Origin of the sequence: Demequina flava, assembly GCF_000975035.1 — a bacterium.
In the GTDB taxonomy this organism is placed as follows: Bacteria; Actinomycetota; Actinomycetes; order Actinomycetales; family Demequinaceae; genus Demequina; species Demequina flava.
Genome location: NZ_BBRA01000001.1, coordinates 324,333 through 350,131, shown reverse-complemented (window position 1 = coordinate 350,131; position 25,799 = coordinate 324,333). Strand labels below are relative to the sequence as shown.

Annotated in this window: 22 protein-coding genes and 1 tRNA gene; 7 read left to right on the top strand and 16 right to left on the bottom strand. The window is 65.2% G+C overall.

Features of this window, described 5'->3' with window-relative positions; genetic code table 11:
* Nucleotides 1–304: 304 nt before the first annotated feature.
* The 3 genes from AOP74_RS01590 to AOP74_RS01580 are packed head-to-tail and all read right to left on the bottom strand — an operon-like array spanning nt 305 to nt 2,773.
* Complete coding sequence (locus AOP74_RS01590; protein WP_061960592.1) at nt 305–1,189, bottom strand: acyl-CoA thioesterase; 885 nt, start codon at nt 1,187–1,189, stop codon at nt 305–307.
* Entirely contained in the window at nt 1,186–1,650 is a 465-nt protein-coding gene (locus tag AOP74_RS01585; RefSeq protein WP_082095935.1) for a globin, read from the bottom strand. The genes AOP74_RS01590 and AOP74_RS01585 overlap by 4 nt, the downstream gene beginning before the upstream one ends.
* A gap of 1 nt (nt 1,651) precedes the next feature.
* A complete protein-coding gene (locus AOP74_RS01580) occupies nt 1,652–2,773 on the bottom strand; it encodes a mechanosensitive ion channel family protein (protein ID WP_236683695.1) in 1,122 nt (373 codons plus the stop codon).
* Between the two features lie 112 nt (nt 2,774–2,885).
* Here AOP74_RS01580 and malQ point away from each other — a divergent pair, with 112 nt between their 5' ends.
* On the top strand, nt 2,886–5,015 hold the full coding sequence (gene malQ / locus AOP74_RS01575; RefSeq protein WP_061960589.1) for a 4-alpha-glucanotransferase: 2,130 nt from the start codon (nt 2,886–2,888) through the stop codon (nt 5,013–5,015).
* Nucleotides 5,016–5,078: 63 nt separating this feature from the next.
* Here malQ and pepN (AOP74_RS01570) read toward each other — a convergent pair whose 3' ends face one another.
* Complete coding sequence (gene pepN, locus AOP74_RS01570; protein ID WP_061960588.1) at nt 5,079–7,637, bottom strand: aminopeptidase N; 2,559 nt, start codon at nt 7,635–7,637, stop codon at nt 5,079–5,081.
* 73 nt (nt 7,638–7,710) lie between these two features.
* Nucleotides 7,711–10,305: an aminopeptidase N gene (pepN, locus tag AOP74_RS01565; RefSeq protein WP_061960587.1), complete on the bottom strand. Its 2,595-nt coding sequence runs from the start codon at nt 10,303–10,305 to the stop codon at nt 7,711–7,713.
* Nucleotides 10,306–10,401: 96 nt separating this feature from the next.
* Here pepN (AOP74_RS01565) and AOP74_RS01560 point away from each other — a divergent pair, with 96 nt between their 5' ends.
* Nucleotides 10,402–11,760, top strand: coding sequence for an MFS transporter (locus tag AOP74_RS01560; RefSeq protein WP_082095933.1), 1,359 nt, complete (start codon nt 10,402–10,404; stop codon nt 11,758–11,760).
* Between the two features lie 9 nt (nt 11,761–11,769).
* Here AOP74_RS01560 and AOP74_RS01555 read toward each other — a convergent pair whose 3' ends face one another.
* The 3 genes from AOP74_RS01555 to AOP74_RS01545 form a co-directional block, all read right to left on the bottom strand.
* Nucleotides 11,770–12,195, bottom strand: a complete 426-nt coding sequence (locus AOP74_RS01555; protein WP_061960586.1) for a hypothetical protein — start codon at nt 12,193–12,195, stop codon at nt 11,770–11,772.
* A gap of 65 nt (nt 12,196–12,260) precedes the next feature.
* Nucleotides 12,261–12,725 (bottom strand): tRNA (cytidine(34)-2'-O)-methyltransferase, encoded by a 465-nt coding sequence (locus tag AOP74_RS01550; RefSeq protein WP_061961867.1) that lies wholly within the window; start codon nt 12,723–12,725, stop codon nt 12,261–12,263.
* Between the two features lie 23 nt (nt 12,726–12,748).
* Nucleotides 12,749–13,402 carry a pentapeptide repeat-containing protein gene (locus AOP74_RS01545; RefSeq protein WP_152649120.1) on the bottom strand — a complete coding sequence of 218 codons (654 nt, stop codon included), beginning with the start codon at nt 13,400–13,402 and terminating at the stop codon, nt 12,749–12,751.
* A gap of 61 nt (nt 13,403–13,463) precedes the next feature.
* On the opposite strand from AOP74_RS01545, the gene AOP74_RS01540 reads away from it, so the two are divergent.
* On the top strand, nt 13,464–15,338 hold the full coding sequence (locus AOP74_RS01540; RefSeq protein WP_061960584.1) for an ABC transporter ATP-binding protein: 1,875 nt from the start codon (nt 13,464–13,466) through the stop codon (nt 15,336–15,338).
* 401 nt (nt 15,339–15,739) lie between these two features.
* Here the strand turns inward: AOP74_RS01540 and AOP74_RS01535 are convergent, their stop codons facing one another.
* Nucleotides 15,740–17,674 (bottom strand): M13 family metallopeptidase, encoded by a 1,935-nt coding sequence (locus tag AOP74_RS01535; RefSeq protein WP_061960583.1) that lies wholly within the window; start codon nt 17,672–17,674, stop codon nt 15,740–15,742.
* A 129-nt stretch (nt 17,675–17,803) separates the two neighbouring features.
* Between AOP74_RS01535 and AOP74_RS01530 the strand changes: the two genes are divergently transcribed.
* Entirely contained in the window at nt 17,804–18,256 is a 453-nt protein-coding gene (locus AOP74_RS01530) for a ribose-5-phosphate isomerase (protein ID WP_061960582.1), read from the top strand.
* Nucleotides 18,257–18,395: 139 nt separating this feature from the next.
* Here AOP74_RS01530 and AOP74_RS01525 read toward each other — a convergent pair whose 3' ends face one another.
* From AOP74_RS01525 to AOP74_RS01515, 3 genes are all read right to left on the bottom strand, one after another.
* A complete protein-coding gene (locus AOP74_RS01525; RefSeq protein ID WP_061960581.1) occupies nt 18,396–19,667 on the bottom strand; it encodes a GNAT family N-acetyltransferase in 1,272 nt (423 codons plus the stop codon).
* Between the two features lie 66 nt (nt 19,668–19,733).
* Nucleotides 19,734–20,993: a GNAT family N-acetyltransferase gene (locus AOP74_RS01520; protein ID WP_061960580.1), complete on the bottom strand. Its 1,260-nt coding sequence runs from the start codon at nt 20,991–20,993 to the stop codon at nt 19,734–19,736.
* 44 nt (nt 20,994–21,037) lie between these two features.
* On the bottom strand, nt 21,038–21,541 hold the full coding sequence (locus tag AOP74_RS01515; protein WP_082095931.1) for a CoA-binding protein: 504 nt from the start codon (nt 21,539–21,541) through the stop codon (nt 21,038–21,040).
* A 126-nt stretch (nt 21,542–21,667) separates the two neighbouring features.
* On the opposite strand from AOP74_RS01515, the gene AOP74_RS01510 reads away from it, so the two are divergent.
* Nucleotides 21,668–22,147 carry a Dps family protein gene (locus AOP74_RS01510; protein WP_061960579.1) on the top strand — a complete coding sequence of 160 codons (480 nt, stop codon included), beginning with the start codon at nt 21,668–21,670 and terminating at the stop codon, nt 22,145–22,147.
* Nucleotides 22,148–22,365: 218 nt separating this feature from the next.
* Here AOP74_RS01510 and cysE read toward each other — a convergent pair whose 3' ends face one another.
* Together cysE and cysK are read right to left on the bottom strand one after the other, a co-directional pair.
* The gene (cysE, locus tag AOP74_RS01505; protein ID WP_082095930.1) at nt 22,366–23,019 is read right to left on the bottom strand and encodes a serine O-acetyltransferase; all 654 of its coding nucleotides are present in this window, start codon (nt 23,017–23,019) and stop codon (nt 22,366–22,368) included.
* Nucleotides 23,020–23,035: 16 nt separating this feature from the next.
* Nucleotides 23,036–23,971 carry a cysteine synthase A gene (cysK, locus tag AOP74_RS01500; protein WP_061960578.1) on the bottom strand — a complete coding sequence of 312 codons (936 nt, stop codon included), beginning with the start codon at nt 23,969–23,971 and terminating at the stop codon, nt 23,036–23,038.
* 369 nt (nt 23,972–24,340) lie between these two features.
* Here cysK and AOP74_RS01490 point away from each other — a divergent pair, with 369 nt between their 5' ends.
* Together AOP74_RS01490 and AOP74_RS01485 are read left to right on the top strand one after the other, a co-directional pair.
* Nucleotides 24,341–24,571: a hypothetical protein gene (locus tag AOP74_RS01490; RefSeq protein WP_061960576.1), complete on the top strand. Its 231-nt coding sequence runs from the start codon at nt 24,341–24,343 to the stop codon at nt 24,569–24,571.
* Nucleotides 24,572–24,610: 39 nt separating this feature from the next.
* Complete coding sequence (locus AOP74_RS01485) at nt 24,611–25,078, top strand: SRPBCC family protein (protein WP_061960575.1); 468 nt, start codon at nt 24,611–24,613, stop codon at nt 25,076–25,078.
* 133 nt (nt 25,079–25,211) lie between these two features.
* On the opposite strand, the gene AOP74_RS01480 is transcribed toward AOP74_RS01485, so the two are convergent.
* Nucleotides 25,212–25,282 (bottom strand) — tRNA-Gly (locus tag AOP74_RS01480).
* A gap of 83 nt (nt 25,283–25,365) precedes the next feature.
* Nucleotides 25,366–25,752, bottom strand: coding sequence for a DUF1304 domain-containing protein (locus AOP74_RS01475; RefSeq protein ID WP_061960574.1), 387 nt, complete (start codon nt 25,750–25,752; stop codon nt 25,366–25,368).
* Nucleotides 25,753–25,799: the final 47 nt, after the last annotated feature.

The following is a 25,799-nucleotide window of genomic DNA, read 5'->3' as shown; positions in this document are numbered from 1 at the left end:
TCGCAGCCGTCGGACGGCAGTCACGGGCCCGCAGGCGACATCATCGGGATGTGCGCCTCGCTCGCCTGGGCGCAGCCGGGGAACGGCGCTGCAACACAAGGTCTGGGCTGGTCATTGGCGTTTCGGTCGTGACTGACGCGGACCCCGAAACGGCCTTACGACGCTATCAACCGTGGGGCAACGCTCTCAACTCGTACGGCCAGTTTTGGGCGCGGTTCATGTCGCATGAAAGTTCAACTTGCCTGGTAAAAAGCAAAATGTGCCATTTACGTCACATTTGGGTAAAGGGGGACCTTGGTCCGCTTTACTCAGGACTACCCATCCTAAACATGCCTTCCTGAGAGGCCGATGCCACCAGACGTCCGTCCTCGGAGAAGATCCATGTGCCTCCAAGACCGCGGCCTCCTTGGGCCGTGGGTGCGTCTTGGACGTACAGCAACCACTCGTCCGCGCGCACGGGACGGTGCCACCACATTGCGTGGTCGAGGCTCGCAAAGTTAAGGCCCGGGGTCTGCCAGGAAGCGCCGTGGCGGCGCAACAACGGCTCAAGCATCACCTGGTCGCACGCGAACGCCAGCAGCGCGCGGTGCATGAGGTCCGATGCTTCGACGGGCTTGCGAAGCCGGATCCAGGTGGTCTGGTACTGCTTTGGGCGGGGATCAGGCTGCATGAGCAGACTGCCCTCGACGTGGCGGAGGTCGAACGAGGTGCGCTCGAGCCAGTAGTCAGCCGTGGGGTGACCGGCCATGGGGGCCAAGATGTCGATGGCCGAGACCACGGAGTCTGGGCCTGGAACCTCCGGCATCGTGACCGAGTGCTCAGGCCCATCCTGCTCAAGCTGGAACGACGCGATCATGGACAGGATCGGCTTGCCGTCCTGCATAGCGTGGGTGCGGCGCGCGGAGAAGGACCGCCCATCGCGCAACTCCTCGACGTCGAAGGTGATGGGACGCGAGGCGTCTCCCGGGCGCAGGAAGTACCCGTGCATGGAGTGCACAGCGCGGTCGTCATCGACGGTGTGTCCCGCGGCCAACAGGGACTGAGCCAGCACCTGACCGCCATAAGCGCGGCCTCCGGGCATCGGAAGGGAGTCGCCTTCAAACGAGGTGTCGCTCAGGCGGCGCAACGTCAGCACGTTCATGCCTGACTCGACGGCCTTGTCTGCCCAGATGTCCTCTGCGCGGTTCATGAGTTCTCCTCGGAAGCAGGGCCTTGTGGGCCCGGGGTGGGATCAAAGGTGTTGATCATGGAGTGTGCTGCGCGCTCAAGGTAGTCCATGAGGGTCATCGCATGGAGCGGGGAGAGGTTCTCCTCGGCCACGGCATCGCGCATCAGTGAAATCCAGTGGTCACGGGCTTCCGGGTTGACGTGGAAGCCGTGGTGACGCATCCGCAGTCGCGGGTGTCCGCGCTGGTCGGAGTACGTGGTGGGCCCGCCCCAGTACTGCTCAAGGAACGCGGTGAGGCGCCACTCGGCGCCCTCCATGTCGTGCGAGGGGTACATGGGGCCAAGGATCGGATCTTCGGCGACACCGGCGTAGAACCGGTGGACGATGCGCGCAAACGTCTCGTGCCCGCCTACGGCCTCGAAGAAGCTCTGCTCGGGCTCCTGCGTGGGTCCAGCGCCGATGTTCATTCCCGGCTGGGTCATGTCAGTCGGCCTCGCCGTCGCCGTCGAGGTCGTCCGAGGCGGGGGGCAGGGGCGAGCCGTCGTCATCAACGGGCTGCTCGTGCGGGCGGCGACGGTCGCGAATGCGCGGCGCACGCTTGGCGGGCTTCTCGTCGATGACCATCGCGTCGCCGGGAACGGCCAGGCGGATGTTGCGCTCACCAAAGATGCGGCGCATTTCGCGGCGGATCTCGCGCTGCACGTCCCACTGCATTGCGGGGTTCACCTGGCACATAAGGCGCAGCATGATCGCGTTGTACTCGAGCGACTCGATGCCGGCGACCTCGGGCTCGCCCAGAAGTGCAGACTTCACTTCGTCAGACTCCTCGGCAGCGGCCTTGACCGCGTCGATCATGGCCTCGCGAGCTGCCTCGATGTCCGTGTCATACGCGAAGCGCACCTCGACCATGACGCGGCTCCACAGGCGCGTCATGTTGCCCACGCGGGTGATCTCACCGTTGGGGACGTACCACACGGTGCCGTCCAAGGCGCGGAGACGGGTGGACCGCAGGCCGACTTCCTCGACGGCACCGGCAGCGGCACCAAGGTCGACGACGTCCCCCACGCCGTACTGATCCTCGATCAGCATGAAGATTCCGGCCAGCAGGTCCTTCACCAGCGACTGGGCACCGAAACCGAGGGCAACACCCAAGATTCCTGCGGAAGCCAGCATCGGCCCCACTGGAAGGCCGAGGACGCCCAGAATCGTGATCAACACGATGATGACGATGACTAGCGTGAGCGCAGAATTGAGGACGCGTTGCAAGGTATGCGCACGCTGGCGACGGCGCTCAGCCTCAAGTCGGGCATCGACCTCGTCTTGCTGCGGAAGTCGAATCTTCGCTTTCTTGAGCGCCGCGACCGTCTTGGGGTCGGACATCGGCGCTCCGCGCTCAATGCTGCGCGTAAACAACTTGATCGCGTAGCGGAAGACCAGCCAAATGACGAAGGCGATCACCACGACGGCGAGCAGGCTAGGGACGCGCTGCTCTACGCCGTCCAGCCATTGGCCGATGTCCTCTGAGTCAGGCACCGAGATGGGCGACGGCGATGGGGACGCCGTGGGCGACGTCGAAGGGTCTGCGGACGAATTGAAGGCGAACACGATGTCCAGGTTAGTCACTTGCGCGCAATACGGAAATGACAGGGGACCGATGCGGTGTCGACTAGGTCTCAAGGCCTTACGCGGGTGGCCTTGACCCTGGCAGGATAGGGGCATGAGTGACACGCCGCCGTCCGGTGTCAGCGAAGCCCTGGCAACCCTCGCACGTGAGTGCGGGGTCTCCCTGTCCTACACCGGGTGGGACGGGCAGCGTCGAGATTCCTCTCCCGACTCCATCCGCGCGGTCCTCGCCGCCATGGGAATGGATGCCACTGACGACGCCGGCTGTGAACGCGCGCTCGCGGCCATCGATGACCACAAGTGGAGCCGTCTGGTCCCTCCCGTCACGGTGGTGCGTGAGCACCAAGGTGCGCACATCCCAGTTCATGTGACCCATGGGGATCCGGCACAGGTGAAGGTCACGCTTGAGGCCGGAGGCGAGCGCCAACTCGAGCAGCTCGATATTTTGGTGCCGCCGCGCGGAGACGGCCCTCGCGCGATTGGGCGAGCGACGTTTGCGCTGCCGAGTGACCTGCCTTTGGGCTGGCACCGGATCGAAGCGACCACCAATGGCCGCCGCGGCCGCGGCTACGTCGTGGTCACCCCCTCCAAGGTGAGCGTGCCTGACTGGGTGCGCGAGCATCGGCCCTGGGGCCTTGCCGCCCAGTTGTACTCCGTGCGGTCCGAGCGTTCGTGGGGAATCGGCGACTTCGGCGACCTGGGTGACCTGGGAGCGCTCGCGTCCGTGCGCGGCGACGCCTCGTTCCTGCAGATCAACCCGCTCCACGCTTCGGAGCCGGTCGCTCCCATCGAGCCTTCCCCGTACCTGCCCACATCGCGGCGCTTCCTGTCGCCCCTGTACATCCGTATCGAGGACATCCCCGAGGTGTCCTACCTGCCGTCGCAGCAGCGCGCAGTCCTGGCATGGGAGTCGGAGAAACCGCGCCGCGCGAACGCGTCAGGCGACAACATCGACCGCGATGCCGTGTGGCGTTCCAAGGTCGTGGGGCTCGAGCAGATCTTTGCAGCGCCGCGCTCCGCGGGACGCGAGGCTCAGTTCGAGGCGTTCTGCATGCGCGAGGGCCGCTCGCTCGAGGACTACGCAACGTGGTGCTCGATTGCGGAGGCCCACCGCGGCGTGCCGTGGCCGGAAGAGCTGGCCACCGGAGCCCGGGCTGCTGTGGAGGCATGGCGCGAGGAGCACTCCGAGCGCATCCTCTTCCATGCATGGTTGCAGTGGGTCGCCGACGAACAGTTGGAGCGCGCCCAGCGACGCATGAAGGACGCCGGCATGAGCATTGGTCTCATGACCGACCTCGCCGTTGGTGTTCACCCGTTTGGGGCCGATGCTTGGGCTCTGGGGCCTGTCATGGCCCGTGGCGTATCGGTTGGGGCGCCGCCGGACATGTACAACCAGCGCGGTCAGGACTGGTCGCAGCCGCCGTGGCAACCGCGTGCGCTCGAGGCCAACGCGTACTTGCCGTTCCGCGACGTGGTGCGTGCCGCAGTCCGGCACGCTGGTGCGCTGCGGATCGACCACATCCTGGGACTGTTCCGGCAGTGGTGGGTGCCGCAGGGTCACGAGCCCAGCGACGGCGCCTACGTCAGCTTTGATCACGAAGCGCTGATCGGCATTCTCGCACTCGAGGCTCAGCGCGCCGGTGCGATCGTGATTGGCGAGGACCTGGGCACGCTTGAGCCCTGGGTCTCCGATTACCTCAATGGCCGAGGACTGCTCGGCACAGTCGTCGCGCTGTTCGAGAAGGAGAACGACGGCTCGCCAACCCCGCCCGAGAACTACCGCTCGGACGCGCTCGTGTCAGTCACGGTGCACGACCTGCCGCCTACCGCCACCTACCTGGCTGGCGACCACATCGCGACGCGCGCTGAACTGGGACTCATCGGCGATTCCATTGACGACGAACGTGCCAAGAGCGATCACGAGCGCGAGCAGATCGTGAACTACGTGCGTTCGCGCGGCTGGATGATCGAGGACTGGGAAGAAGAAGACCTGGTCGCTGCGGTTCACAAGCTGGCGCTCGCGTCACCCGCGCTGCTGACCTCGGTGGCATTGACCGATGCCGTGGGGGAGCGCCGCTCGCAGAACCACCCCGGAACTCACACCGAGTACCCGAACTGGCAGGTGCCGCTGGCCGACGGCAACGGTGCGCCCATCCTTCTGGATGACATTTTCGATTCGCCGCGGGTACAGCGGCTGATGAAGGCGGTTCGCACCGCGCGATAGGCGCGAGCGAAGCGGGTGGGGCAATCCCGAGACGGGACCGCCCCACCCAGTCTTTCCGCTACTTCAAGCGGCCTGAGCCGCGAGGGACCGTCGCACGTCATCGAGGGCCTCGGTGACGACCTTGCGCAAGACGCCTGGAGCATCGGCGTTGTCCGTCAGCCATGCTGCGAGCCGTGTGTCGAGCCCCTCCACGCGCCCCGCAAGAGTCACCGGCATTACGTACTTGGCGACGCGCACACCCATCATCGGGTCCATCGCCTCGTAGGTGGGGCGGAGGGTGTGCAGGAAGTCGTCGAGGAGCGGCGCGAGCATCTCGGGGTCAGCGCAGCTGGTGAGCCCCAAGGCGATCTCGAACGCGATCGCGTTGGCCGGGACCGCGCCGGCCGGGCGGGCCAAGCGGTTCCATGCGCGCTGCTTCGCTTCCGCGCCAGCAATCATGGCGCGGACGCCCGCGGCGCGGCGCTCACCGGCCGATCCCGGGTCGCGAGAGAGATAGCCGTCAATGTCGTTGTCATCGACCGCGCCCACGCGGGCCAGGCCACCCAGCAGGTCCCACGTCAGCTCGGTGTCGATCGGCAGACCGGGCAGGTCAACTCCGCCTTCGAGCCATCCGTGCAGTCGGTCGCCGTGGCCGGTTGTGCAGGCGGCCGCCGCGAAGCGGCGTACGAACTGCAGCTGAGCATCGCTTCCAGCCTCAGCGCTGTCGACCAACTCGGCCAAAGCATCGGCCCATGCCACTGACAGTTCCGGAGCGTCCACCACGGGCGCGTAGCGCTGGATCGCGACCTGCGCGTTGGCGAGGTGGCTACCCAGGACCTGGGGGTTGGCGATCGCGGGAGCCGCGCGGCGTACTGCGTCGACGTAGTCGGCGGCGGGGAGAAGCCCATCGCGCACCATGTGCCATAGGGCGCCCAGGACGACGACCTGCGCGTCGGCAGGGAGGTCATTGGCGTGAGCCACGGCCGTGGCGGCCGAGTGCTGGTCCAGGCGCACCTTCGCGTACGTGAGGTCGCCGTGGTTGGCCAGCACCAGGTCGGGCGCGGTCAGGCCAGCGGCTTCGGGAACAGGCGTCGACGCGCCGTCGGTGGACACGTCGAGCGCCCAGAGTTCGGCGAGGCCGCTCGGGCCCACTCCGAAGCCAGCTACACGCAGCTGGTGCGGGTGGTGCACGGAGCCGTCGGGCACATCCTCGGTGACCGTGAGCGACGTCACCGCGCCCTCGGAGGTCTCGATCTGCGCGCCCAGAGCGGTGAGCCCGGCAGTCTCGAGCCAGGCACGCGACCAGGCCGTGAGATCCCTGCCGGACACGGACTCGAGCTCATCGAAGAGGTCGCGCAGGGTCGCGTTTCCGAATGCGTGCGCCTTGAGGTAGCGCGCCACGCCGGCGAAGAACACGTCCTCGCCCAGCCACAGCGCGAGCTGCCGCAGCGCGGACGCGCCCTTGGCGTACGTGATCATGTCGAACTGACCCGCGACGGCCTCGATGTCAGGGATATCCGACAGCACTGGGTGGGTCGTGGGGAGCTGGTCCTGCACGTATGCGACGGACTTCCGCTCGGCTCCAAACGCGGTCCATGCGCCGTCGAGGTTCTGCGCTCGCTCGCCCGCATGGGTGCCGACGAACTCCGCGAAGGACTCGTTCAGCCACAGGTCGTCCCACCACTGCATCGTGACCAGGTTGCCGAACCACATGTGTGCGAGTTCGTGGAGCACCGTCACCAGGCGTGACTCCTGCACCGACTGCGAGGGGCGCGTCCGGAACAGCAACTTGTCTTCGCTGATGGTGACGAGCCCGACGTTCTCCATCGCCCCCAGGTTGTACTGGGGCGCGAAGAGCTGGTCGTAGCACTCGTAGGGGTAAACGGTGTCGAAGATGCGCTCATACAGGTCGATTCCGGCCTGCACTGCGCCAAAGATCTCTTCGGCATCAAAGTGGTCGGCGAGCTGCGGACGTCCGTAAAGGCGCGCTGGAACGTCGCCACCCGCCGACTTGAGCGTGGTCTCAACGAAGGCCCACGGCCCAGCGGCGATGGCTGCCACATAGGTGGGCAGCAGGGGCGTGGGGGAGAAGTCCCAGCGCCTCAGGCCACGGTTCACGCCCGCGACCATAGTCTCGCCGGGCACGTCGACGGGTTCAGGCGCGATCGAGTTCGAGGCAACGTTCCAGTGATCGGGCGCCGTCACGGAAATCTCGAAGGTGCCCTTGATGTCCGGCTGATCGAAGCAGGCGAACACTCCGCGGGCGTCGTCGATCGCGAACTGGCTGTACAGGAAGGTCTCGTGGCTCTCCGGGTCGATGAAGCGGTGGATGCCCTGGCCCGTGGTGCGGTAGGCGCACTCGGCTTCGATCGTCACGGTCGTCGCGCCGCTGAGCCCCGTGAGCGCAATCCGGTCCTCGGTTTGAAGGGCCGATGCTTCACGCGCCTCACCGTTGACGGTCACGCTGGTAGCGGTGCCGACGAGGTCGATGAAGGTGTCCGTGCCCGGGGCGGCGGTGAACTCGACGGTGGTCGTCGAGCGGAAGGTGTCGCCCGCAGGGGAGAAGTCGAGGTGGATGGAGTAAGTGGCGGTCGGCACTGCCGCGGATCGCGCGGCGGCCTCCTCACGAGTCAGGATTGGCATGGTTTAAGTCTGGCACGCAAAAAGGCGGGGACGGCCGCAGCCAACCCCGCCTCTTCGCGTGTGAGTGCCGGTACTACTCGGCGCCGTCAACCGCCTGGTTTTCGAGCGCGCGGCGCACGCCGTCGCGACCTTCGATGATCAGGCGCTTGAGCGCGCTGTGAGCGTCCTCGTTTTCGGCGAGCCAAGCATCGGCCTTGTCCTGAAGTTCAGGCAGGCGACCGGCCAACTCGACGGGGTACAGGCCCTCGATGAGGGTCGTGGCCATCTCGTTGGTCTTGGTCTCGTAAACGCGCCTCACCGAGGCGAAGTACTCGTCGACGAACGGCACCAGGAGGTCGGTGTCGTGGACGTGGCCAAAGCCGGCAGTCGCGGAGAACTGCAGTGCGTTGGGCATGTCCTTCTCGGCGTTGACCAATGCGTCCCAGGCCTTGCGCTTGCCCTCGGGGGTGGGGATGGTCGCGCGAGCCTGAGCGGCGCGGCGGTGGCCGGATGCGGTGGCATCGTTGGTGAGCTGCACCTCGATGGCGACCTCTTCGCACCGTCCACCGGCCACGAGGCCGATAAGCAGATCCCACGTGAGGTCCGTGTCGATCTCGAGGCCCTCGAGCACCAGCTTGCCGTCGATGAGGCCCTGGAGCGTGTCGAGGTGGCTGTCCGTCGAGGCATGGGTGGCGAATGCGCGCACCAGCTGCAACTGGCTGTCCGAGTTAGCCTCAGCGGTCAGCGCCATGCCCCACAGAGCGTCTGCGGCATGCTCAGCGACCTCGTCGGCGACATCGGGGTGGACGTACAAGCCGAGCGTGGTCGAGAGTTGACGCAGGAGCACCATCACGGTCGTGGACTCGGTCTCCGACTGCAGCGCTCGCAGCACGAGCTCCACATACTGACGGGCCGGCATCTCACCATCACGGGTCATGTCCCATGCGGCGGACAGCACCATCGAGCGCGCCAGGGGGTCCGAGAACCCGGCGACGTGCTCCACAGCCGTGGCGAGGGACTGCTCGTCGAGGCGCACCTTCGCGTAAGCGAGGTCACCGTCATTGACGAGGATCAGCGCCGGGCGGTGGTTGCCGACAAGCTCGGGAACTTCCGTGAGCTCTCCGCGGACGTCGATCTCGACGTGCAGGGTGCGCTCAAGGTGTGCGTTGCCGTCGTCGCCGATGATCACGTCGTAGCCACCGATGCCCAAACGGTGCGGACGCTGCGTGGGCCACTCCTCAGGCACCTCTTGGCGCACGGCGAAGTACGCGATGTCCTCGTGGGAGTCCACCTCGATCTGTGGGCGCAGGGTCGTGATGCCGGCCTTCTGAAGCCACACCTCGGACCAGTCCTTGAGGTCGCGGCCGGAGGTGGCCTCGAGCTCGACCAGGAGGTCCTTGAGCGTGGTGTTGGAGTGGTGGTGCTTGCGGAAGTACTCGGCGACGCCCGCGAAGAACTCGTCCTCGCCCACCCACGCGGCGAGCTGGCGCAGAACGGAAGCGCCCTTGGCGTAGGTGATGCCGTCAAAGTTGACCTCAACGTCCTCGAGGTCCGCGATGTCCGCCATGATCGGGTGCGTGCTGGGCAGCTGGTCCTGACGAGCGGCCCAGGTCTTCTCGAGCGAGTTGAACGTGACCCAGTTGTTCTTCCACTTGGTGGTTTCCACGGTTGCGACGGTGGAGGCGTACTCCGCGAAGGACTCGTTCAGCCACAGGTCGTTCCACCACTTCATGGTGACGAGGTCGCCGAACCACATGTGTGCGAGCTCGTGCAGCACCGTGACGGTGCGGCGTTCGACGCGTGCCTGCGGCGGCTTGGAACGGAACACGTAGTCCTCGAGGAACGTGACGCAGCCGGCGTTCTCCATCGCACCCGCGTTGAACTCGGGGACAAAGATCTGGTCGTACTTCTCGAACGGGTAGTCCATCTGGAACTTGTCCTCGTAAAACGCGAATCCGTTCTGAGTGTCGTCCAGGATCACGTCTGCGTCGAGGTACGGCGCAAGTGCGGCGCGGCAGTACACGTTGGCGCGCAGCGTGCCCTTGCGGGACTCCACGGTGCCCTCGACCTCGTGATACGGGCCGGCGACAAGAGCCGTGACGTAGCAGGGGAGCTTCGTGGTCTGGGTGAACTCCCAGCGCAGCTTGCCGCGCGCAGTGCCCGCGATGTCGATGGTGCCGTCGACCTTGCTTGAGGTTCCCGGGTTGTTGCTCAGCACGTGCCAGTGGTCCGGCGCCGTGACGGTGAAGGTGAACTGCGCCTTCAGGTCAGGCTGCTCGAACACGGCAAACACGCGGCGAGTGTCCGCGACCTCGAACTGGGTGTAGAGGTAGACCTCGCCGTCTTCGGGGTCGACAAAGCGGTGGAGGCCCTCGCCGGTGTTCATGTACTCACCGGTGGCTTCGACCACGAGTTCGTTGCTCGCGGCGAGCTTCGGGAGCGCAATGCGGCTGTCCTCGAAGTGCGTGGCTGGGTCGAGTTCCTCGCCGTTGAGGACGATGCGGTGCACCGTGGGTGCAACCAGATCGATGAAGGTTGACTCGCCCGCAGTGGCTGAGAAGCGGACGGTGGATGTCGAGTGGAAAGTTTCCTCTGAGGTGGTGAGGTCCAGCTCGACGTCGTAGGTCTCGGTAGAGACGATGGCGGCGCGGGTTTCAGCTTCCGCGCGAGTGAGGTTTGTACCTGGCATAGCGAGATTCTTTCATGAGGCGGGCACGGCCGATGCGAGAACACGTACCGCTATCAGCGAAACTTTGCACGGGGCCACGGTCCGTACACTTGTGCGGTGACCCAGACGGAAGCCCCTCGCCAGCGCCAGCGCCGGCTCGTCGACCTCGCCCCACTCAAAGCATCTCCCGCCTTCGCGCGGCTGTGGATCGGTGGTGTGATCGCCGGCATTGGCTCACAAATGTCGATCGTTGCCGTCGGGCTGCAGATTTTCGAGATCACCGGATCCACGTTCGCTGTAGGCCTGGTGGGCGGCATCGCGCTAATCCCCATGATCATTGCGGGACTGTGGGGCGGGATGTTGGCCGACGTCTTTGATCGTCGTCGCATCCTCATCATTTCCTCACTCACCGCGTGGGCGAGCACCCTCGCGCTCGTGGCGTTGTCGACGTGGGACGCGGTCCTCCAAGGCGACGGTGCGCATGCGCCGGTGTGGCCGTTCTACCTCGTCACAACCGTCAACGCCGTGGCCGCCACCATCTCGGGGGCAACGCGATCCTCCGTCACGCCCCGCATCCTGCCGCCGGACATGATCTCGAGGGCCACCGCCCTGGGTGGCATCGGCTTTGGCCTCATGTTGACAGTTGGTCCTGCGCTCGCGGGCGTGCTCGCTGCGACCGTGGGACTTCCGTGGACCTTCGCGATCGATGCGGTGTTGTTCACCGCGGGCTTCCTCGGGATCTGGATGCTGCCATCGCTGCCGCGTCTGGGGGAGAAGGTTGAGGCCGGCTGGGGACAGATCCGCGAGGGCGCCGCATTCTTGAAGCGTGCACCGAATATCCGCATGAGTTTCATCGTCGACATCATTGCGATGACCTTCGGGCGCCCGTATGTTCTGTTCCCCGCGCTCGGCGCCACGATCGTGGGTGGAGGCTCGCTGACCGTGGGTGCCCTCACGGCCGCCGGTGCGGCAGGAACCATTCTCGCGAGCTTGTTCTCGGGGCCAGTCGCGCGCATCCACCGGCACGGGCTGGCGGTGTCGCGAGCCATCGCCGTGTTCGGCGGATTCGTGGCGCTGTTCGGCGTCACAGTGCTCGTCATGGGTGCGATTTCGCACGACGCGGCAGATGATTGGTCCGGCATCTACTGGCCAGCACTCATTCTGCTGAGCCTCGCGATGGCCGGAATGGGCGCCTCGGACGAGGTCTCCGCGATTTTCCGCCAGACCATGACGCTCAAGGCGGCCCCGGACGAAATGCGCGGGCGACTCCAAGGAATTTTCGTCGTTGTCGTCACCGGCGGCCCCCGCATCGGCGATATGTACGCAGGAATCTTCGCGACCGCCGTCGCCCTGTGGTGCCCGCCTTTGTTTGGCGGACTGCTCATCATTTGCCTCGTGGGCGTCCTGACGCGCGTGACACGCTCCCGCACTGGGCAGACGTTCCGCGACTACGACGACCGGAATCCGACGCCGTAGCGATTTCGCCTAGGTGTTGATGGAGAAGGCGATCGAAACGTCGAGCACCATCACCACGGCGATGAGCATGAGGCCCACTCCCAGCAGGCCCAACTGGGCGCCCGCGGGGGTGCGCTCGCCGAGTACGCCGGCCACGGTCGCCAGCATCCGCGTGGTGGGGGTGGCTTCCTCGTCTCCGGAATTGTCGCTGTCGGCAGGGTCCGGCTCGGCAGAGGTCTTGCTCGCCGTCGACTTAGCGGCACTGGTTTTCGCCGCGGTGGTTTTCGCCGTGGAGGCCTTGGCTCGTGGCTTTGGCGCAGACTTGGCTTGAGACTTCTCCAAGAGAGCGACCGATGTCGCAGCAGCTTCTCGCTGGCGGTATACGGTGACGATGGCCTGAGCCAGGATGCACAAAGCACCCGTGACCAGCAGGAAGGAAATGACGACGGTCTCCATGACCAGCCTTTCGTTGAGCTGAGGCGATTGTCGTGCACGGCGGTGCTTTTCCACAAGGCCTGCTGTCAGGAGAAGTCGGCCTGCCTCCAGGCTTCATACGTCACGAGCGACGCGGCGTTAGTGAGGTTGAGCGAGCGGCGGCCCGGGATCATGGGGATGCGCACTCGGTCCGAGACCCGCGGGTGCGCCATGACCTCTTCCGGCAGCCCCGTGGGCTCGGGGCCAAAGAGCAACACGTCATCGGGCCGGTACTCAATGTCGCAGTAGATCGTCTCTGCATGCGCGGTGAAGGCAAAGATGCGCGACTCCGGCATAGCGGCGGCAAACGCATCAAAGTCTGCGTGCACGGTCACGGATGCGAGGTCGTGATAGTCGAGTCCCGCGCGTTTGAGCTTGGGCTCGGACAGGTCGAAGCCGAGCGGCTCCACGAGGTGAAGATGCGCGCCCGTCACTGCGGACAGGCGAATCGCAGCCCCCGTGTTCTCGGGGATGCGGGGTTCGAAGTAGCACAGGTGCGGCGCGGCTGACATGGAGGCCATTGTTCCAGCAGTGGTCAGTCGTCGACGATGATGCCGGCTTTGGCGGCCATGAGTGGCGCCAACGCCAGGAGTTGCTCATGCGAGACGAGGGCTCCGGCAAGCGCTACCGGGTCATCGACTCCGTCGAAGTCGAGACCCGTCAGATCGACATCGGTGAGCTCCGCGCCCCGCACAGTGAGCATCCCCACGCGGCAACCTCGAAACGCCACGCGCTTCAGCGTGGCGTCCATGAGATCGAGGTCGTCAAAGGTGCAGTCCTCGAACACAGTGTCGGTGATGGTCGCCGCGCGGAGGTTCGCGTAACCGACTTTGGATCCGCGTACGAGGCATTGATCCCACGTGCTGCCATGCCAGGTAGCGGCACCGAACCGTGAGACTTCAATGCTGCAGTGCGCCCACCGGCTATGAGGAGCTTCTATCGCCGATGCGGTGACGGCCTCAATCTGCGAGTCCGTGAAGGAAGCCCCGCGTAGACGTGATTGCGCCAGGTCGACACCCTCAAATCGGCACCCGGTGAACACGGCATCAGTGAAGTCGCGATCGCTCATATCGAGGCGAACAAACTCGAGGTCTTCCCACACCGGGCCCTCGTCAACGTCGTAGGCGTCCGCGCTCACGAGCGCCGGGAAACTCCAAGAGGTCACACGAGGAGGGGAAATGCGAGTCACACCGTCACTCTAGGCTGTGGCCATGCATACTCCCGCGCCTCCAGGGTCCCGCCGCGCAGTCATGGGCGGCGGCTCAGGCAGGGGAGTCGCCAAACGAGATGAGGCCGCTCAGCGAGCTGCGAATGCGGATGCCCCCGACATTCCGCACCTGTGGCGCCGCGTCGGCGCACTGTTCAAGCCCTACCGTGCCGCGCTCACGGTGACGGCTGTGCTGGTGCTGATCACAGCATCGGCCGGCGTAATCCCTCCGCTGCTCATCGAGCGGATCTTTGACGACGCGCTGTTCCCGCAGGATGCACCGGGCCCGGACCTCACGCTGCTCGCGCAACTCGTGGGACTGGTCATTGTGATCTTCCTGCTGGTCGCGGCGCTGAGCGTGTGGCAGACCTACATCACCTCGTCTGTGGGCAACAAGGTCACGGGGGACCTTCGCACCCGCCTGTTTGACCGCTTGCAGTCGATGGACCTCGCTTTCTTTACCCGCACGCGCACCGGCGACATCCAGTCCCGGCTGGGCAACGATGTGGGCGGCGTCTCCGGCGTGCTGACCACATTCGTGACGTCGATCGTGGGCAATACGGTCACGGTGATCGCCTCGCTGGTCGCGATGATCCTGCTGGACTGGCGGCTCACCCTGGTGGCTGTCGTGATGATGCCGATTCTCGTGATGGTGCAGCGCAAAGTCGGGCAGGTCCGCGCGCGACTGGCGTCACGTACTCAAGAGTCGCTGTCGGAAATGACGGCGATCACGCAGGAGACCCTGTCTGTCAGCGGAATCCTGCTCTCGAAGGTCCACAATCGTCAACGCCTGGAGTCTGAGCGCTACAGCGCAGAGAACGACAACCAGGTGGACCTCCAGGTGCGCCTGTCGATGTCGGGACAGTGGTTCTTTGGGCTCGTCAACGTCATCATGAGCTCGGTGCCTGCGGTGATCTACCTGGTCTCGGGCTATCTGATCGCGCGGTCGCTCGATCAGGGATTCGAACCGTCCATCACTGCCGGAACCATCGTCGCGTTCACTGCGATCCAGGGACGCCTGCTGTTCCCCCTCATGGCGCTCATGCGCGTCGCGCTCGAGATCCAGACCTCACGGGCGCTGTTCGCGCGCATCTTTGAGTACCTCGACCTCACCCCGGAGATCACGGATAAGCCCGATGCTCGGAACGTCTCCGAGGCTCCCGGTCCTTTGGGATCGGTGGAGTTTGACGACGTGACGTTCCGGTATCCGGGCAGTTCGCCTGAGCTGCGGCCGACGCTGGATGGAGTCTCGTTTGCCGTGTCACCAGGGCAGACGGTTGCCTTCGTGGGCCCCTCCGGGGCCGGCAAAACCACCATCGTGTACCTCGCCGCGCGCCTTCATGAGGCCACGGGCGGAGCGGTGAAGTTCGCGGGCGAGGATGTGCGTCACCTGACTCATGCATCGATCGTCGACGAGGTCGGCGTAGTGAGCCAGGAGACCTATCTGTTCCACGCATCCATCGCCGACAACCTGCGGTACGCCAAGCCGGACGCCACTGACGAAGAGCTAGAAGAGGCGTGCAGGGCCGCTAACATCCACGAGCAGATCACACAGTTCGAGGACGGCTACGACACGCTCGTCGGAGAGCGTGGCTACCGTCTGTCTGGTGGAGAGAAGCAGCGCATCGCGATCGCGCGCGTGCTGCTCAAGGACCCGCCCGTGCTGCTGCTGGATGAGGCGACGAGCGCTCTCGACACCGTGTCCGAACGCGTGGTGCAGAGCGCACTCGATCGCGCCGCACGCGGGCGTACGACTCTGGTGGTGGCGCACCGGCTCTCCACGATCCGGGACGCTGACGTCATCCACGTCGTCGACGCGGGGAAGATCGCGGAGTCGGGCTCGCACCGCGACCTGATGGCGGCCGGCGGGCTCTACGCAACCCTCGCCCACGACCAGGCGACAGCACCGCCGGCTTAAACCCGAGCATCGGCCCTGTGCGCGCCGAACATCAATAGGACATGAATGCCCGGATGGGCGCCGAAACGGGCGCCTATGTCCCAAAAACGGAACCCAGGCATCGGCCCTCCCCGAAAACGGAGGATGAGGGGCGACGGCGAAGTGTGTGGAGACGCAAAAGGCGGGACCGGAGCTCAGTGCTCCGATCCCGCCTTCTGTCTAGAAGTTTTGGGTCGACCTTACTGGCCGCAACCGCAGCTTCCGCCGCAGCATCCGCCACCGTTATCCGTGGCGGCCTCGTCAGCCTTCGGGTCGATCAGTTCGATGTTCGTCTTCTCAGCCATAGGCGCCTCCTGAGGGGGAATGAACAACTCCGCTGCGGAGTATCTGACTACTGTAACCCCGCAGCGGCGCGGTGGCGATCACCAAATAGCGACGCGCTCGTCCTCGGGCAGGTAGAGCTCGTTGTCCTCGGTCACGCCGAAGGCGTCGTACCAGGCTGCGACGTTGCGCACGATGCCGTTGACGCGGAACTCACTCGGGGAGTGCGGGTCCATCGCGATGCGCGTGATGAGGGCCTCGGAACGGGTGACCATGCGCTCGGTGAGGGCATAGCCGATGAAGAAGCGCTGCTTGGCGGTCAGGCCGTCGATCTCCGGCGCCTCGTCGATGGGGTGTCCCAGCGCAATCTCGTAGGCCTTGAGAGAGATCTCGACGCCCGCGAGGTCGCCGATGTTCTCGCCGACTGTGAGAGCGCCGTTGACGTGGTGCGAGCCGTTCAGCTGCTTGGGGGAGTAGCCGTCGTACTGTGCGATGAGCTTGTTGGCACGCTCCATGAAGGCCGAGCGGTCGTCCTCAGTCCACCAGTTCTCGAGCGCACCGGAGCCGTTGTACTTGGAGCCCTGATCGTCGAAGCCGTGGCCGATCTCGTGACCAATCACGGAGCCGATTCCGCCGTAGTTCACAGCGTCGTCGGATTCAGGGTGGAAGAACGGCGGCTGCAGGATCGCGGCGGGGAAGACAATCTCGTTCGCGGTCGGCAGGTAGTACGCGTTGACAGTCTGCGGGGTCATGAGCCACTCGGTGTGGTCAACCGGCTTGCCGATCTTTGACCACTCCCAGTCCTCGTCGAAGCGGCACGAGGCACGCACGTTGCCCAGCAGGTCATCCGCGGACGCCTCAAGGCCGGTGAAGTCGCGCCACTTCTCGGGGTAGCCGATCTTGGGCGTGAAGTTCGCCAGCTTGTCCAGCGCACGCTGCTGAGTCGCGGGAGTCATCCAAGCGAGGCCGGTGATGGACTGACGGTAGGCCTCGATGAGGTTCGCGACCAGGCGGTCCATGTGCTCCTTGTGGTCCGGAGGGAAGTGCTCCTTCACGTACTCCTGGCCCACGACCTCGCCCGCGACGGCCTCCACGAAGCCCACGCCACGCTTCCAGCGCTCGCGCTGCTGCGTCGCGCCCGAGAGCACGGTCCCGTAGAAGGAGAAGTTCGCCTTCGAGATTTCTTCCGTGAGGTACGGGGCGCGCGAGGAGACGATGCGCCACGCGAAGTAGCGCTTCCACGTCTCGACGTCAGTCTCAGCCCACAGGGCGGCGACGGCCTCGAAGTAACTTGGCTCGCCTACGACGAGCAGCTCGTGTGCGGCGGCGGGCAACTCGATTGCATCCGCCCAGGTCGACCATGCGAAGCCGGGGGCCTGCTCGGCGAGGCTGGCAAGCGTCGCGGGGTTGTGCGTGAGCTCGGCTTCACGGGACTTCACGACGTCCCAGTGGTGCTTGGCGATCGCGGTCTCGAGCGCGAGGATTTCCGCGCCGGTGAAGTCCTGGCCGGTCAGCGCGGCCATCGCGTCGATGTGCGCGGTGTACTTGTCGCGGACCTCGGCGTAGGAGTCCTCGCGGTAGTAGGCCTCGTCAGGCAGGCCGATGCCGGACTGGCTGAGGTAGACGACGTTGCGGTCCGGGGCGTTCTTGTCTGCGAAGACGTAGTACCCGACGAGACCTGCGACGCCGGTGCGCTGCAGACGGCCCACAGCCGTGGCCAGGGCATCGTGGTCGGCGACGTCGAGTTGCGCCAGGTCCTCATCCAGAGGTGCTGAACCCAGGGCATCGACCTTGGCGACGTCCATGAAACTCGAGTACAGGGCACCGATGAGCGAGTCCTTCTCGGCCGCCTCGATGATGGTGCGCGTGTGCTTCTCCGCCTCATCGCGGAGTGTGTAGAAGCTACCGTCGGCGGAGCGGTCGTCAGGAATGACGTGCGCCTCCTCCCACGGCCCGCTCACGTAGCGGAAGAAGTCATCGCCGGGGGCAATGGAGGGGGAAAACTCGGACTGGTCAATTCCTGAATGCTTTGCCATATTCTCACCCTACGTGCGCGGGCCAGGCACCCAGGTGCCGTTTCGCTCACGGCGAGGACGGATTCCAGCCCGGCCCAGGCATCGGCCCTACGGTCGCGAGCCGGCACCGCACCCTGGCAAGATGTTCCTATGCGTATCCACATCGCCGCGGACCATGCCGGATGGGAGCTCAAGGAGCACCTCAAGGCCCACTTCACCGCTACGGGCCACGATGTCGTGGACCATGGCGCGCACGAGTATGACGCCCAGGACGACTATCCGTCGTTCTGCATCGCGGCAGCGGAGGGCACGCGTGACGATGAGGGCTCGCTCGGAATCGTGATCGGTGGCTCCGGCAACGGTGAGCAGCTCGCGGCGAACCGGGTCACCGGCATCCGGGCCGCGCTCATCTGGTCAGAGGAAATTGCGCGCCTGGCTCGTCAGCACAACGACGCGCAGGTGGGTTCGCTCGGCGGACGCATGCACTCCCTCGAGGAAGCCACCGCCATCGCGGACGCCTTCATCAACGAGCCGTTCAGCGGTGACGCGCGCCATCAGCGACGCGTCGATGAGATGACCGCGTACGAGAAGTCGCGCGGCTAGTCGCTAGACGGCGAGTCCCCTGAAGTAGGCGATCTGGGTCACTTTTCGCCTGATTAGTGACCCAAACGTCCTACTCGAGCGGGGGCGCTCACGCAGGCGAACCGCATGCGTGAGCGATGCGGTCCACCTGGCGAAGGGCTTAGAAGTCCCAGTTAGTGAGCGGCGCGATCGGCGACAGCATCGCCACGGCGAGTTCGCGTGCCTGACCGGGCGTGTGCTCGGCGATCTGGCCGGCTGCGGACAGCGACTCTACTGACGTGCCGCCCAGGTAGATCGTGGACAGGCGACGCGTGTCCATCGACAGGTCCGCCTCATCCGAGGAGTTGTCACTGATCTTGGTCACGGTCGCGTCAGGGCCCTCAACGACAATGCGCCACACGCCCGCGTTGGCCGGCACGTGACGGTCCGTCAGCGAGAACGTGACATCGCAGTCGTGGTAGTACTCGCGGGCCTCGAGCGCGGTCTTGACGTCCAGCAGGCGAACCCACAGGTTGTCGATGACCTTGGAGCGCGCGCCGCGGGCGTCCTTGAGCTGGTGCAGCAGCGGGTCGTCGATCGCAAGGTTCTCGGTGTGGGTAGTGCCCACGAGGTCAAAGTCGAGCAGCGTCTGCCACAGCTTCTGTGACGCGGCGGGCGTGAGCGAACCGTGCTCGCGCACCTGGCACACGCCGTCGTGGATGCCGATCTCGGAGTCCGCCTTGCGACGGAAGAACGCATAGGCGACGGGCTCGCCACGGTCCTCGACGATCGCGATGCGCCACTTCTCGTAACCCTTGCGGTTCCCGATGGGGTCGGTGAAGCGGGCGTTACGGCCCGATCCTTCAGGGTTGATGATCGTCGCCGGGCGGGTCAACTTGGCCTGCAGGTCCGCGACGAGCTGGTCGTGCTTGTCGAAGTCAGCGCGCTCGATGCGGATGTTGAGGTCGTCGACACCGTCCACGGGCCACATGGCCGAACCGCGGGGGATCGATGCCTTCACGGTCTGCGACGCCATGCCGTAGCCAAAGCGCGAGTAGATCTCCGCTTCCATCGCGTACAGAGCGCTGACGGCCTCGCCGCGCTCAATGCAGCGGTCAAAGTGGTCGCGCATCATGGCGGTCATGAGGCCGCGGCGACGGTGGGCGGGGTGGACACCCAGCCACGACAGGCCAGCGGTCTTGACACGGCGGCCACCGTTGGTGACCATTTCCGTGCCAAAGGACGCGTGGACGGCCACGAGTTCGCCGACTTCGCCGCGCGCTTCATCGGTGACTTCGAGTGCGCGGGCGCGTTCTGTCGGCAGGGCGTCGATGTAGTCCTGCCGGTCTTCCTTGAGCCATTCGCCAACGAATGCCCATTGCACCACCTGGAAGAAATCGTCGAGGCGGTCTTCGGGAACGGAGATGGACTGGTAACCCTGTGCCTTCTTCATACCCCCTAGTTTCCCAGGTTGTGCGTCTCGAATGAAATCGAGATTTCCTTGCGCGGCTTCGGAAGGCTAGAAGAAGAGGTTGCCAGCTGGCGCTACCTCGCAGGCAAAGGCGCGGGATAGGTCGCGCACCGCGTCGGGCCGATGCTCGCTCACCAATGCGGCTGCATGCAGCTGGGCAAACGTGGTTCCGCCAAGGTACGCGGCACCAAGTTCCTGGGCGGCGACAGTGACGTCCGCGGGTTCGTCGGTGCGGGTGACAGTTGCGGTTCCCTCGGACGCGCGGATGCGCCACGTGCCCTCGTTGCCCGGAAGTTGCTTGTCCGTGATGGCGAGCGCCACGTCGCAGTCGGCTGCGTATGAGCGTGCTTGGAGGGCGGCGGGGACGTCGAGGACGCGTAGCCAGATCATGTCCCTGACGGCGAGCTTGGCTCCGCGAATGTCTTTGATGCGCAGCAAGAGCGGGTCATCGGCCGTGAAGTTGCGCATGACTGTGGTGCTCATCAGGTCAAAGTCGGTGAGGACTTTCACCAGACGGTGTGTGGCGGCGGGGGAGGTGGAGGCCCACATGCGCACGCGGGTGCGACCGTCGGGACCTGAGGATCCCCAGCCGAGCTTCCGCTGGAACAGGGCCCATGCCACCGGCTCATCGCCGTCGCGCACGATCGCAATCCGGAGTTCCTCGGCGCCATCGCGGTCGGCGTCGAGGTCCATGAGCACGTCCGCGACCGTGTGGGAATCCCACTGGGTCACCATCCCGGGACGGGTTTGCCGGGCCTGGACTGCGCGCATCGTGTCGCCGTGGCGATCTACGTTCGCGGTATCGATCTCGACGATCAGCGCGTCGGCGCCAGGGAAGTCCCGTAGGCCCACTGAACGCCCCAACTCCATCTGGATATCGGAGGTCGCAAGTCCGTAGCCAAAGCGCTGATAGATCTCGGTCTCGGCCGCAATGAGGATCGACACCGCCTCGCCGCGCCCCAATGAGCGCTCGAAGTGGTCATCAATCATGTCCCGCAGGAGCCCTCGCCGCCGGTGGCCCGGGTGGACTCCAACCCAGGTCAGCCCGGACGTCGGGATCTGGTGGCCGCCGGGCACCTGCATGCCGAATTCAAAGCTTGCATGGACCGCGGCGAGCGTTCCCACTGTGCCGCGTGAGGCATCGGCTACCTCGATGGCGCGGGTGCGCTCCCACGGCAGGATCTGAGTCAGGAAGTCCCGATCTTTGTCGGGAACGGTAAACGCAAACGCGAAGGAGTCCACGTGCAGGACTTCGCTGGCACGTGAGGAGTCGATGGAGACGCGGCGGTAGCCGTCCGGGGTACTCATGTTTCAGATTCTGACACGGCTCCCGTGGCGGCGCCGTGGTGGTGTCAGTGCTGGTGCTGCGCGATCTCGTCGCGCAGGCGGGCGTACTCCACTTTGATGCAGTGGTTTTGCACCACAGTCAAGCCACCGGAGCGTGCCACCGTCGCGGCTTCCTCGTTGACGACGCCCAACTGCATCCACAGCACCCGCGCGCCCACCTCGACAGCCTCTTCAGCTACCGGCGGCACGTGCTCGCTACGGCGGAACACGTCCACGATGTCGGGCGTGACGGGCAGGTCCGCGAGCGAGGAGTAGAAGGCGTGGCCGCGAATCTCCTCGCCAACGGCCATGGGGTTCACGAGGAACACCTGATACGGGGTGTTCTCCATCAGCCACACGGCAATCGCGTACGAGGTGCGCTGGTCATTCGGCGAGGCGCCCACGACCGCCACGGTCTGGGCCTGACCCAGCACCTGCGTGAGCGCGGCATCATCCGGGAGTTGGCCGGTGGCCTGCGCCGGGCACGACCCACCCTCAGTGGGGACTGGCTCCAAAGGTGACGTGTTCATATACCTGGAACCGTAACTGTCAGCCGGTCATTCCCGCACTTCGAAATGGCCCGGGAATGATGACTGTGACCTACCCGTTATGACTGGTGTAGTCCCTGTACGTCGATTCGAAAAGGAGAATGCATCATGGCTGACGCCACGACCCCCGCCATCGGAATTGATGAGGCCAACCTCAAGGAAATCAACGCCGGCCTGGCCCGCACGCTCGCGGACACGTTCACGTTGTACCTCAAGACGCACGGGTACCACTGGAACGTTACGGGCCCGCACTTCCGGTCGCTGCACCTCATGCTTGAGGAGCAGTACAACGCGATGTTCTTGGCCGCAGATGAGCTCGCCGAGCGCATGCGCGCCCTCGGGGAGACCGCGCCCGGCTCCATGGCAGAGATGCTCGAACTTACGAGCCTCAAGGACCACGAGCCCACCGACGACGCGATGACGATGGTGACCAACCTCCAGCGTGACCACGAGAAGGTCGCCGCCTTGATCCGTCCGCTGTCTGACGCAGCCGACGAGGCCGGCGACGGCGCCACCGCCGACCTATACAACGCGCGTCTGAGCTTCCACGAGGAGACCGCCTGGATGCTCAGGTCCTTCGCGTCCTAGCCTCTTCGCCAGACAACGACAAAGGCCCCCACCGTAAGGAGGGGGCCTTCGTCGTCGGCGCGGCTGAGGGACGCGCCACGTTTAGTGAGCAACTGCTCTGGTTGTCACCCTAGCAAGTCGTTCCCAAATGTGGGAGACGAAGTGACTTACCTCACTCGAGGGTGTTGTTGAGGTCTTTGCCAGGGGTCTTGTCTGACAGTTGGTTGGTCGAGAAGCGGTTAGATGTAGTACATCGCCGGTTCGCGCTGCTCGACACCCTCCGGCGGGGCATCGGGGTCGGGGTGATGCTGTGAGTCTCCCCAGTCCACAGCCGAGGCCGCGGTGTTGGCCTCGCGCTCGGACGGGTGGCTGCGAATCTTCGCCGGGATGCCGACGGCCGTGGCGCCTTCAGGGACATCCCTGACGAGCACCGCATTGGCGCCGATGCGCGCATCGCACGCCACGTGCACGGGTCCGAGGACCTTGGCGCCAGCACCCACCACAACACGATCACCCAAAGTGGGGTGACGCTTGCCCGGGCTCATCGTCGTGCCGCCCAGCGTGACGCCGTGGAACAGCAGGACGTCGTTGCCGACTACTGCAGTTTCGCCGATGACGACGCCCATGCCGTGGTCGATGAACAGGCGGCGCCCCAGCGTCGCACCGGGGTGAATCTCAATCCCGGTGCGACGGCGGGCGTACTGCGACCACAAACGGCCGTAACTCTTGAGACCGTGGTTCCACAGCCAGTGGGCGGCACGGTGGTGCCACACGGCGTGGACGCCCTGGTAGGACAGCGCAATCACCACATTGGAGCGCGCCGCGGGGTCGCGGCGGCGGGCGGTGCGGATGTCCTCGAGAGCCAGTCTCAAAGGGCCGATGCGGTCAGACATAGAGGAAGGGTTCTCCTTAGTCCATCAGGTCGGCGTACAGCACCGACGACAGGTAGCGCTCACCGAACGACGGGATGATCGTGACGATCGTCTTGCCGGCGTTCTCGGGACGCTTCGCGATCTCGATGGCTGCGTGCAGTGCCGCACCCGAGGAGATACCGACCAGGAGGCCTTCCTTGCGTGCGGTGGCGCGTGCCACTGCAACAGCGGTCTCGGAGTCGACGTCGAAGACCTCGTCGTAGATCTCGGTGTTGAGGACCTCCGGCACGAAGTTGGCGCCGATGCCCTGGATCTTGTGAGGACCGGCCTGGCCACCGTTGAGGATGGCGGATTCCTTGGGCTCCACGGCGACGATCTGGATCTCAGGCTTCTTGGCCTTGAGGACTTCGCCGACACCGGTGATGGTGCCGCCGGTGCCGATACCAGCGACGACGATGTCGACTTCACCGTCGGTGTCGTTCCAGATCTCCTCGGCCGTGGTGCGGCGGTGGATCTCAGGGTTGGCCTCGTTGGCGAACTGACGCGCGAGGATGGAACCGGGGCGCTCTTCGGCAATCTTGTTGGCAGCCTCGACCGCACCCTTCATGCCCTCAGGGCCGGGGGTCAGCACGAGCTCGGCGCCGAATGCGCGCAGCAGACCGCGGCGCTCCTTCGACATGGTCTCGGGCATTGCGAGCACGACGTTGTAGCCGCGGGCTGCGCCGACCATCGCGAGCGCGATGCCGGTGTTTCCCGAGGTGGCCTCGACGATGGTGCCGCCGGGCTTGAGCGAACCTTCCTTCTCGGCAGCGTCAACAATGGCGACACCGAGGCGGTCCTTCACGGAGTTGGCGGGGTTGTAGAACTCGAGCTTGCCCAGCACGGTTGCGTCAATGCCCTCGGTGAGGGAGTTGATCTTGACCAGCGGGGTGTTACCGATGAGGGCTGTGGCGTCCTCATAGATCTTTGCCATGGGTTCTCTTCCTTTGGTGTTGGTGCCCCGATGTGGGGCGCGGCTGGAGTGGGTAACGCAGAGTGAATCGTGGTGATTCCTTATTTCGAGCGCTGGCGGCGGGTATCTGTCGCGGGGCTCCCCGCGAGCTCGTGCCAGCGCTCTACAGACAGCAGCACTCGACGCACATGCGGCAGCACATGCTCGAGCGGCTGGAACACATCACGGAGGCGCGGGCCTGCGTCGCGGCTGTGCGCGTGACGTGGCTCATGTCGCGGTCCCTCCAAGTGCGAATATCGCCAGGCTAGCGCCGATGCCCCGAGCGGGCAACAAGGTGAGGGTGATTCGCTAGGGTGACCACGGCATCGGCCCTGGAAAAGAGGAGGAACAGTGCCGGTTTTTACCTTGGACGCGACGTTTGACCTGCCGCTTGATGCGGCGGCCCAGGATGTGTGGGCGTTCGTCGACGACCGTGAGGTGCAGGCGCGGTTCCATCCGCAGATTGGCCGCATTGACGTGGTCAAGGGGGCGTGGGGAAAGCCCGGATGCGAGTTCGTGACGACGCGGATCCCGCCACCAGCTAAAAACGCGCGCGCGAGGGCCTTGGCTGAGATAGCGTGATAGCAGGAAAGATAGGCCGCGCTCGAGGGAGGCTTTGCCATGAAGAACCGCACGGTGGAATGCTCGCGAACCATTGACGCGTCCCCGGAGGCCGTCTTCGCAGTGCTCACTGACCTTGATCAGGCGCCCGATGTCATCACGTCGATCCGGAAGGTCGAGCGCCTCGAAGGGGAGGGGTATGAGGTCGGAGTTTCCTGGCGTGAGACGCGCAAGATGTTCGGCCAAGAAGCCTCCGAGGTCATGGAAGTGACCGGAGTCGATGCTCCACGGTCGACGACTATTGGCTCGCCCTCTCATGGTGTCTACTACACGACAGAGTTCCGCTGCGAGCCCGACGGGGAGTCCACGGTGGTGACCGCAGTGTTCGCCGGAATCCCGCAGGGCCCGAGCTTCATGCAGAAGGTCGGCTGGGCGATCTTTGGTGCGACTGGCATGCGGGCCTCGCGCAAGGCGCTCGAGGCGGACCTGGAAGACATCGCGAAGGCCGCGGAAGCCCCCACCGACTAGCCCCCCATTTCCCCTGGCCGTACATACTCGGCGGGATTTAGAGCTCGCGCGCCTCCTGGCCGTCAGAATTCGACGATGCCCCAGCCCGGACATGAAACGAGGCCCCCGTCATCAGACGAGGGCCTCGCAGCGGAGCGGGTGACGGGAATCGAACCCGCGTGATCAGTTTGGAAGACTGAGGCTCTACCATTGAGCTACACCCGCACTGGCGACGCTTCAGGCTAGCTGCCTGCCGCATCGGCTCCACTAGAGTAGCCGAGCCTCGCCCAAGAGAAAAACCGCCGCGCCTAAATCAGCGCGAGTGCGAGGCAGATGATCGCCAATGCAGGCAGTGTTCCTTGCTTGATTGCGGCGCCGCGGTACTTCTTGCCGCTTATCGTCAGCACGATCGCCGCGGCGAGCATCGACCCTGCTCCAGCAAAGATCAACGCCGCACCCGGCGCGTCCTGCCCGGCCCACATCAGGGCCAACCCCACCAGCGTGATGAGCGCCAGGAACAGGTTATAAAAGCCCTGGTTGTAGGCGAGATCCTTGGTCGCTCGAGCGTTCTCGACGGAACCGGTTCCAAACACTGCGCGCGTAGAGGCCTGCTCCCACGCGAACGACTCCATCCAAAAGATGTAGACGTGCAGGAGCGCAGCGAGCGCGGCCAGAATCTGTGCGGCGATGAGCATTGGCCCTCCATGCGGTTGTGCACGACTGTTGTGGCGAGTCTAGGCGC

Coding starts and splice junctions, on each gene's coding strand:
- AOP74_RS01475 (WP_061960574.1), bottom strand. CDS start 25,752: ATGCTCATCGCCGCACAGATTCTGGCCGCGCTCGCTGCGCTCCTGCAC.
- AOP74_RS01540 (WP_061960584.1), top strand. CDS start 13,464: ATGGGCGGCGGCTCAGGCAGGGGAGTCGCCAAACGAGATGAGGCCGCT.
- AOP74_RS01535 (WP_061960583.1), bottom strand. CDS start 17,674: ATGGCAAAGCATTCAGGAATTGACCAGTCCGAGTTTTCCCCCTCCATT.
- cysK (WP_061960578.1), bottom strand. CDS start 23,971: ATGGCAAAGATCTATGAGGACGCCACAGCCCTCATCGGTAACACCCCG.
- AOP74_RS01510 (WP_061960579.1), top strand. CDS start 21,668: ATGGCTGACGCCACGACCCCCGCCATCGGAATTGATGAGGCCAACCTC.
- AOP74_RS01520 (WP_061960580.1), bottom strand. CDS start 20,993: ATGAGTACCCCGGACGGCTACCGCCGCGTCTCCATCGACTCCTCACGT.
- AOP74_RS01555 (WP_061960586.1), bottom strand. CDS start 12,195: ATGGAGACCGTCGTCATTTCCTTCCTGCTGGTCACGGGTGCTTTGTGC.
- pepN (WP_061960588.1), bottom strand. CDS start 7,637: ATGCCAATCCTGACTCGTGAGGAGGCCGCCGCGCGATCCGCGGCAGTG.
- AOP74_RS01550 (WP_061961867.1), bottom strand. CDS start 12,725: ATGTCAGCCGCGCCGCACCTGTGCTACTTCGAACCCCGCATCCCCGAG.
- pepN (WP_061960587.1), bottom strand. CDS start 10,305: ATGCCAGGTACAAACCTCACTCGCGCGGAAGCTGAAACCCGCGCCGCC.
- AOP74_RS01590 (WP_061960592.1), bottom strand. CDS start 1,189: ATGAACCGCGCAGAGGACATCTGGGCAGACAAGGCCGTCGAGTCAGGC.
- malQ (WP_061960589.1), top strand. CDS start 2,886: ATGAGTGACACGCCGCCGTCCGGTGTCAGCGAAGCCCTGGCAACCCTC.
- AOP74_RS01515 (WP_082095931.1), bottom strand. CDS start 21,541: ATGAACACGTCACCTTTGGAGCCAGTCCCCACTGAGGGTGGGTCGTGC.
- AOP74_RS01525 (WP_061960581.1), bottom strand. CDS start 19,667: ATGAAGAAGGCACAGGGTTACCAGTCCATCTCCGTTCCCGAAGACCGC.
- AOP74_RS01585 (WP_082095935.1), bottom strand. CDS start 1,650: ATGACCCAGCCGGGAATGAACATCGGCGCTGGACCCACGCAGGAGCCC.
- cysE (WP_082095930.1), bottom strand. CDS start 23,019: ATGTCTGACCGCATCGGCCCTTTGAGACTGGCTCTCGAGGACATCCGC.
- AOP74_RS01485 (WP_061960575.1), top strand. CDS start 24,611: ATGAAGAACCGCACGGTGGAATGCTCGCGAACCATTGACGCGTCCCCG.
- AOP74_RS01530 (WP_061960582.1), top strand. CDS start 17,804: ATGCGTATCCACATCGCCGCGGACCATGCCGGATGGGAGCTCAAGGAG.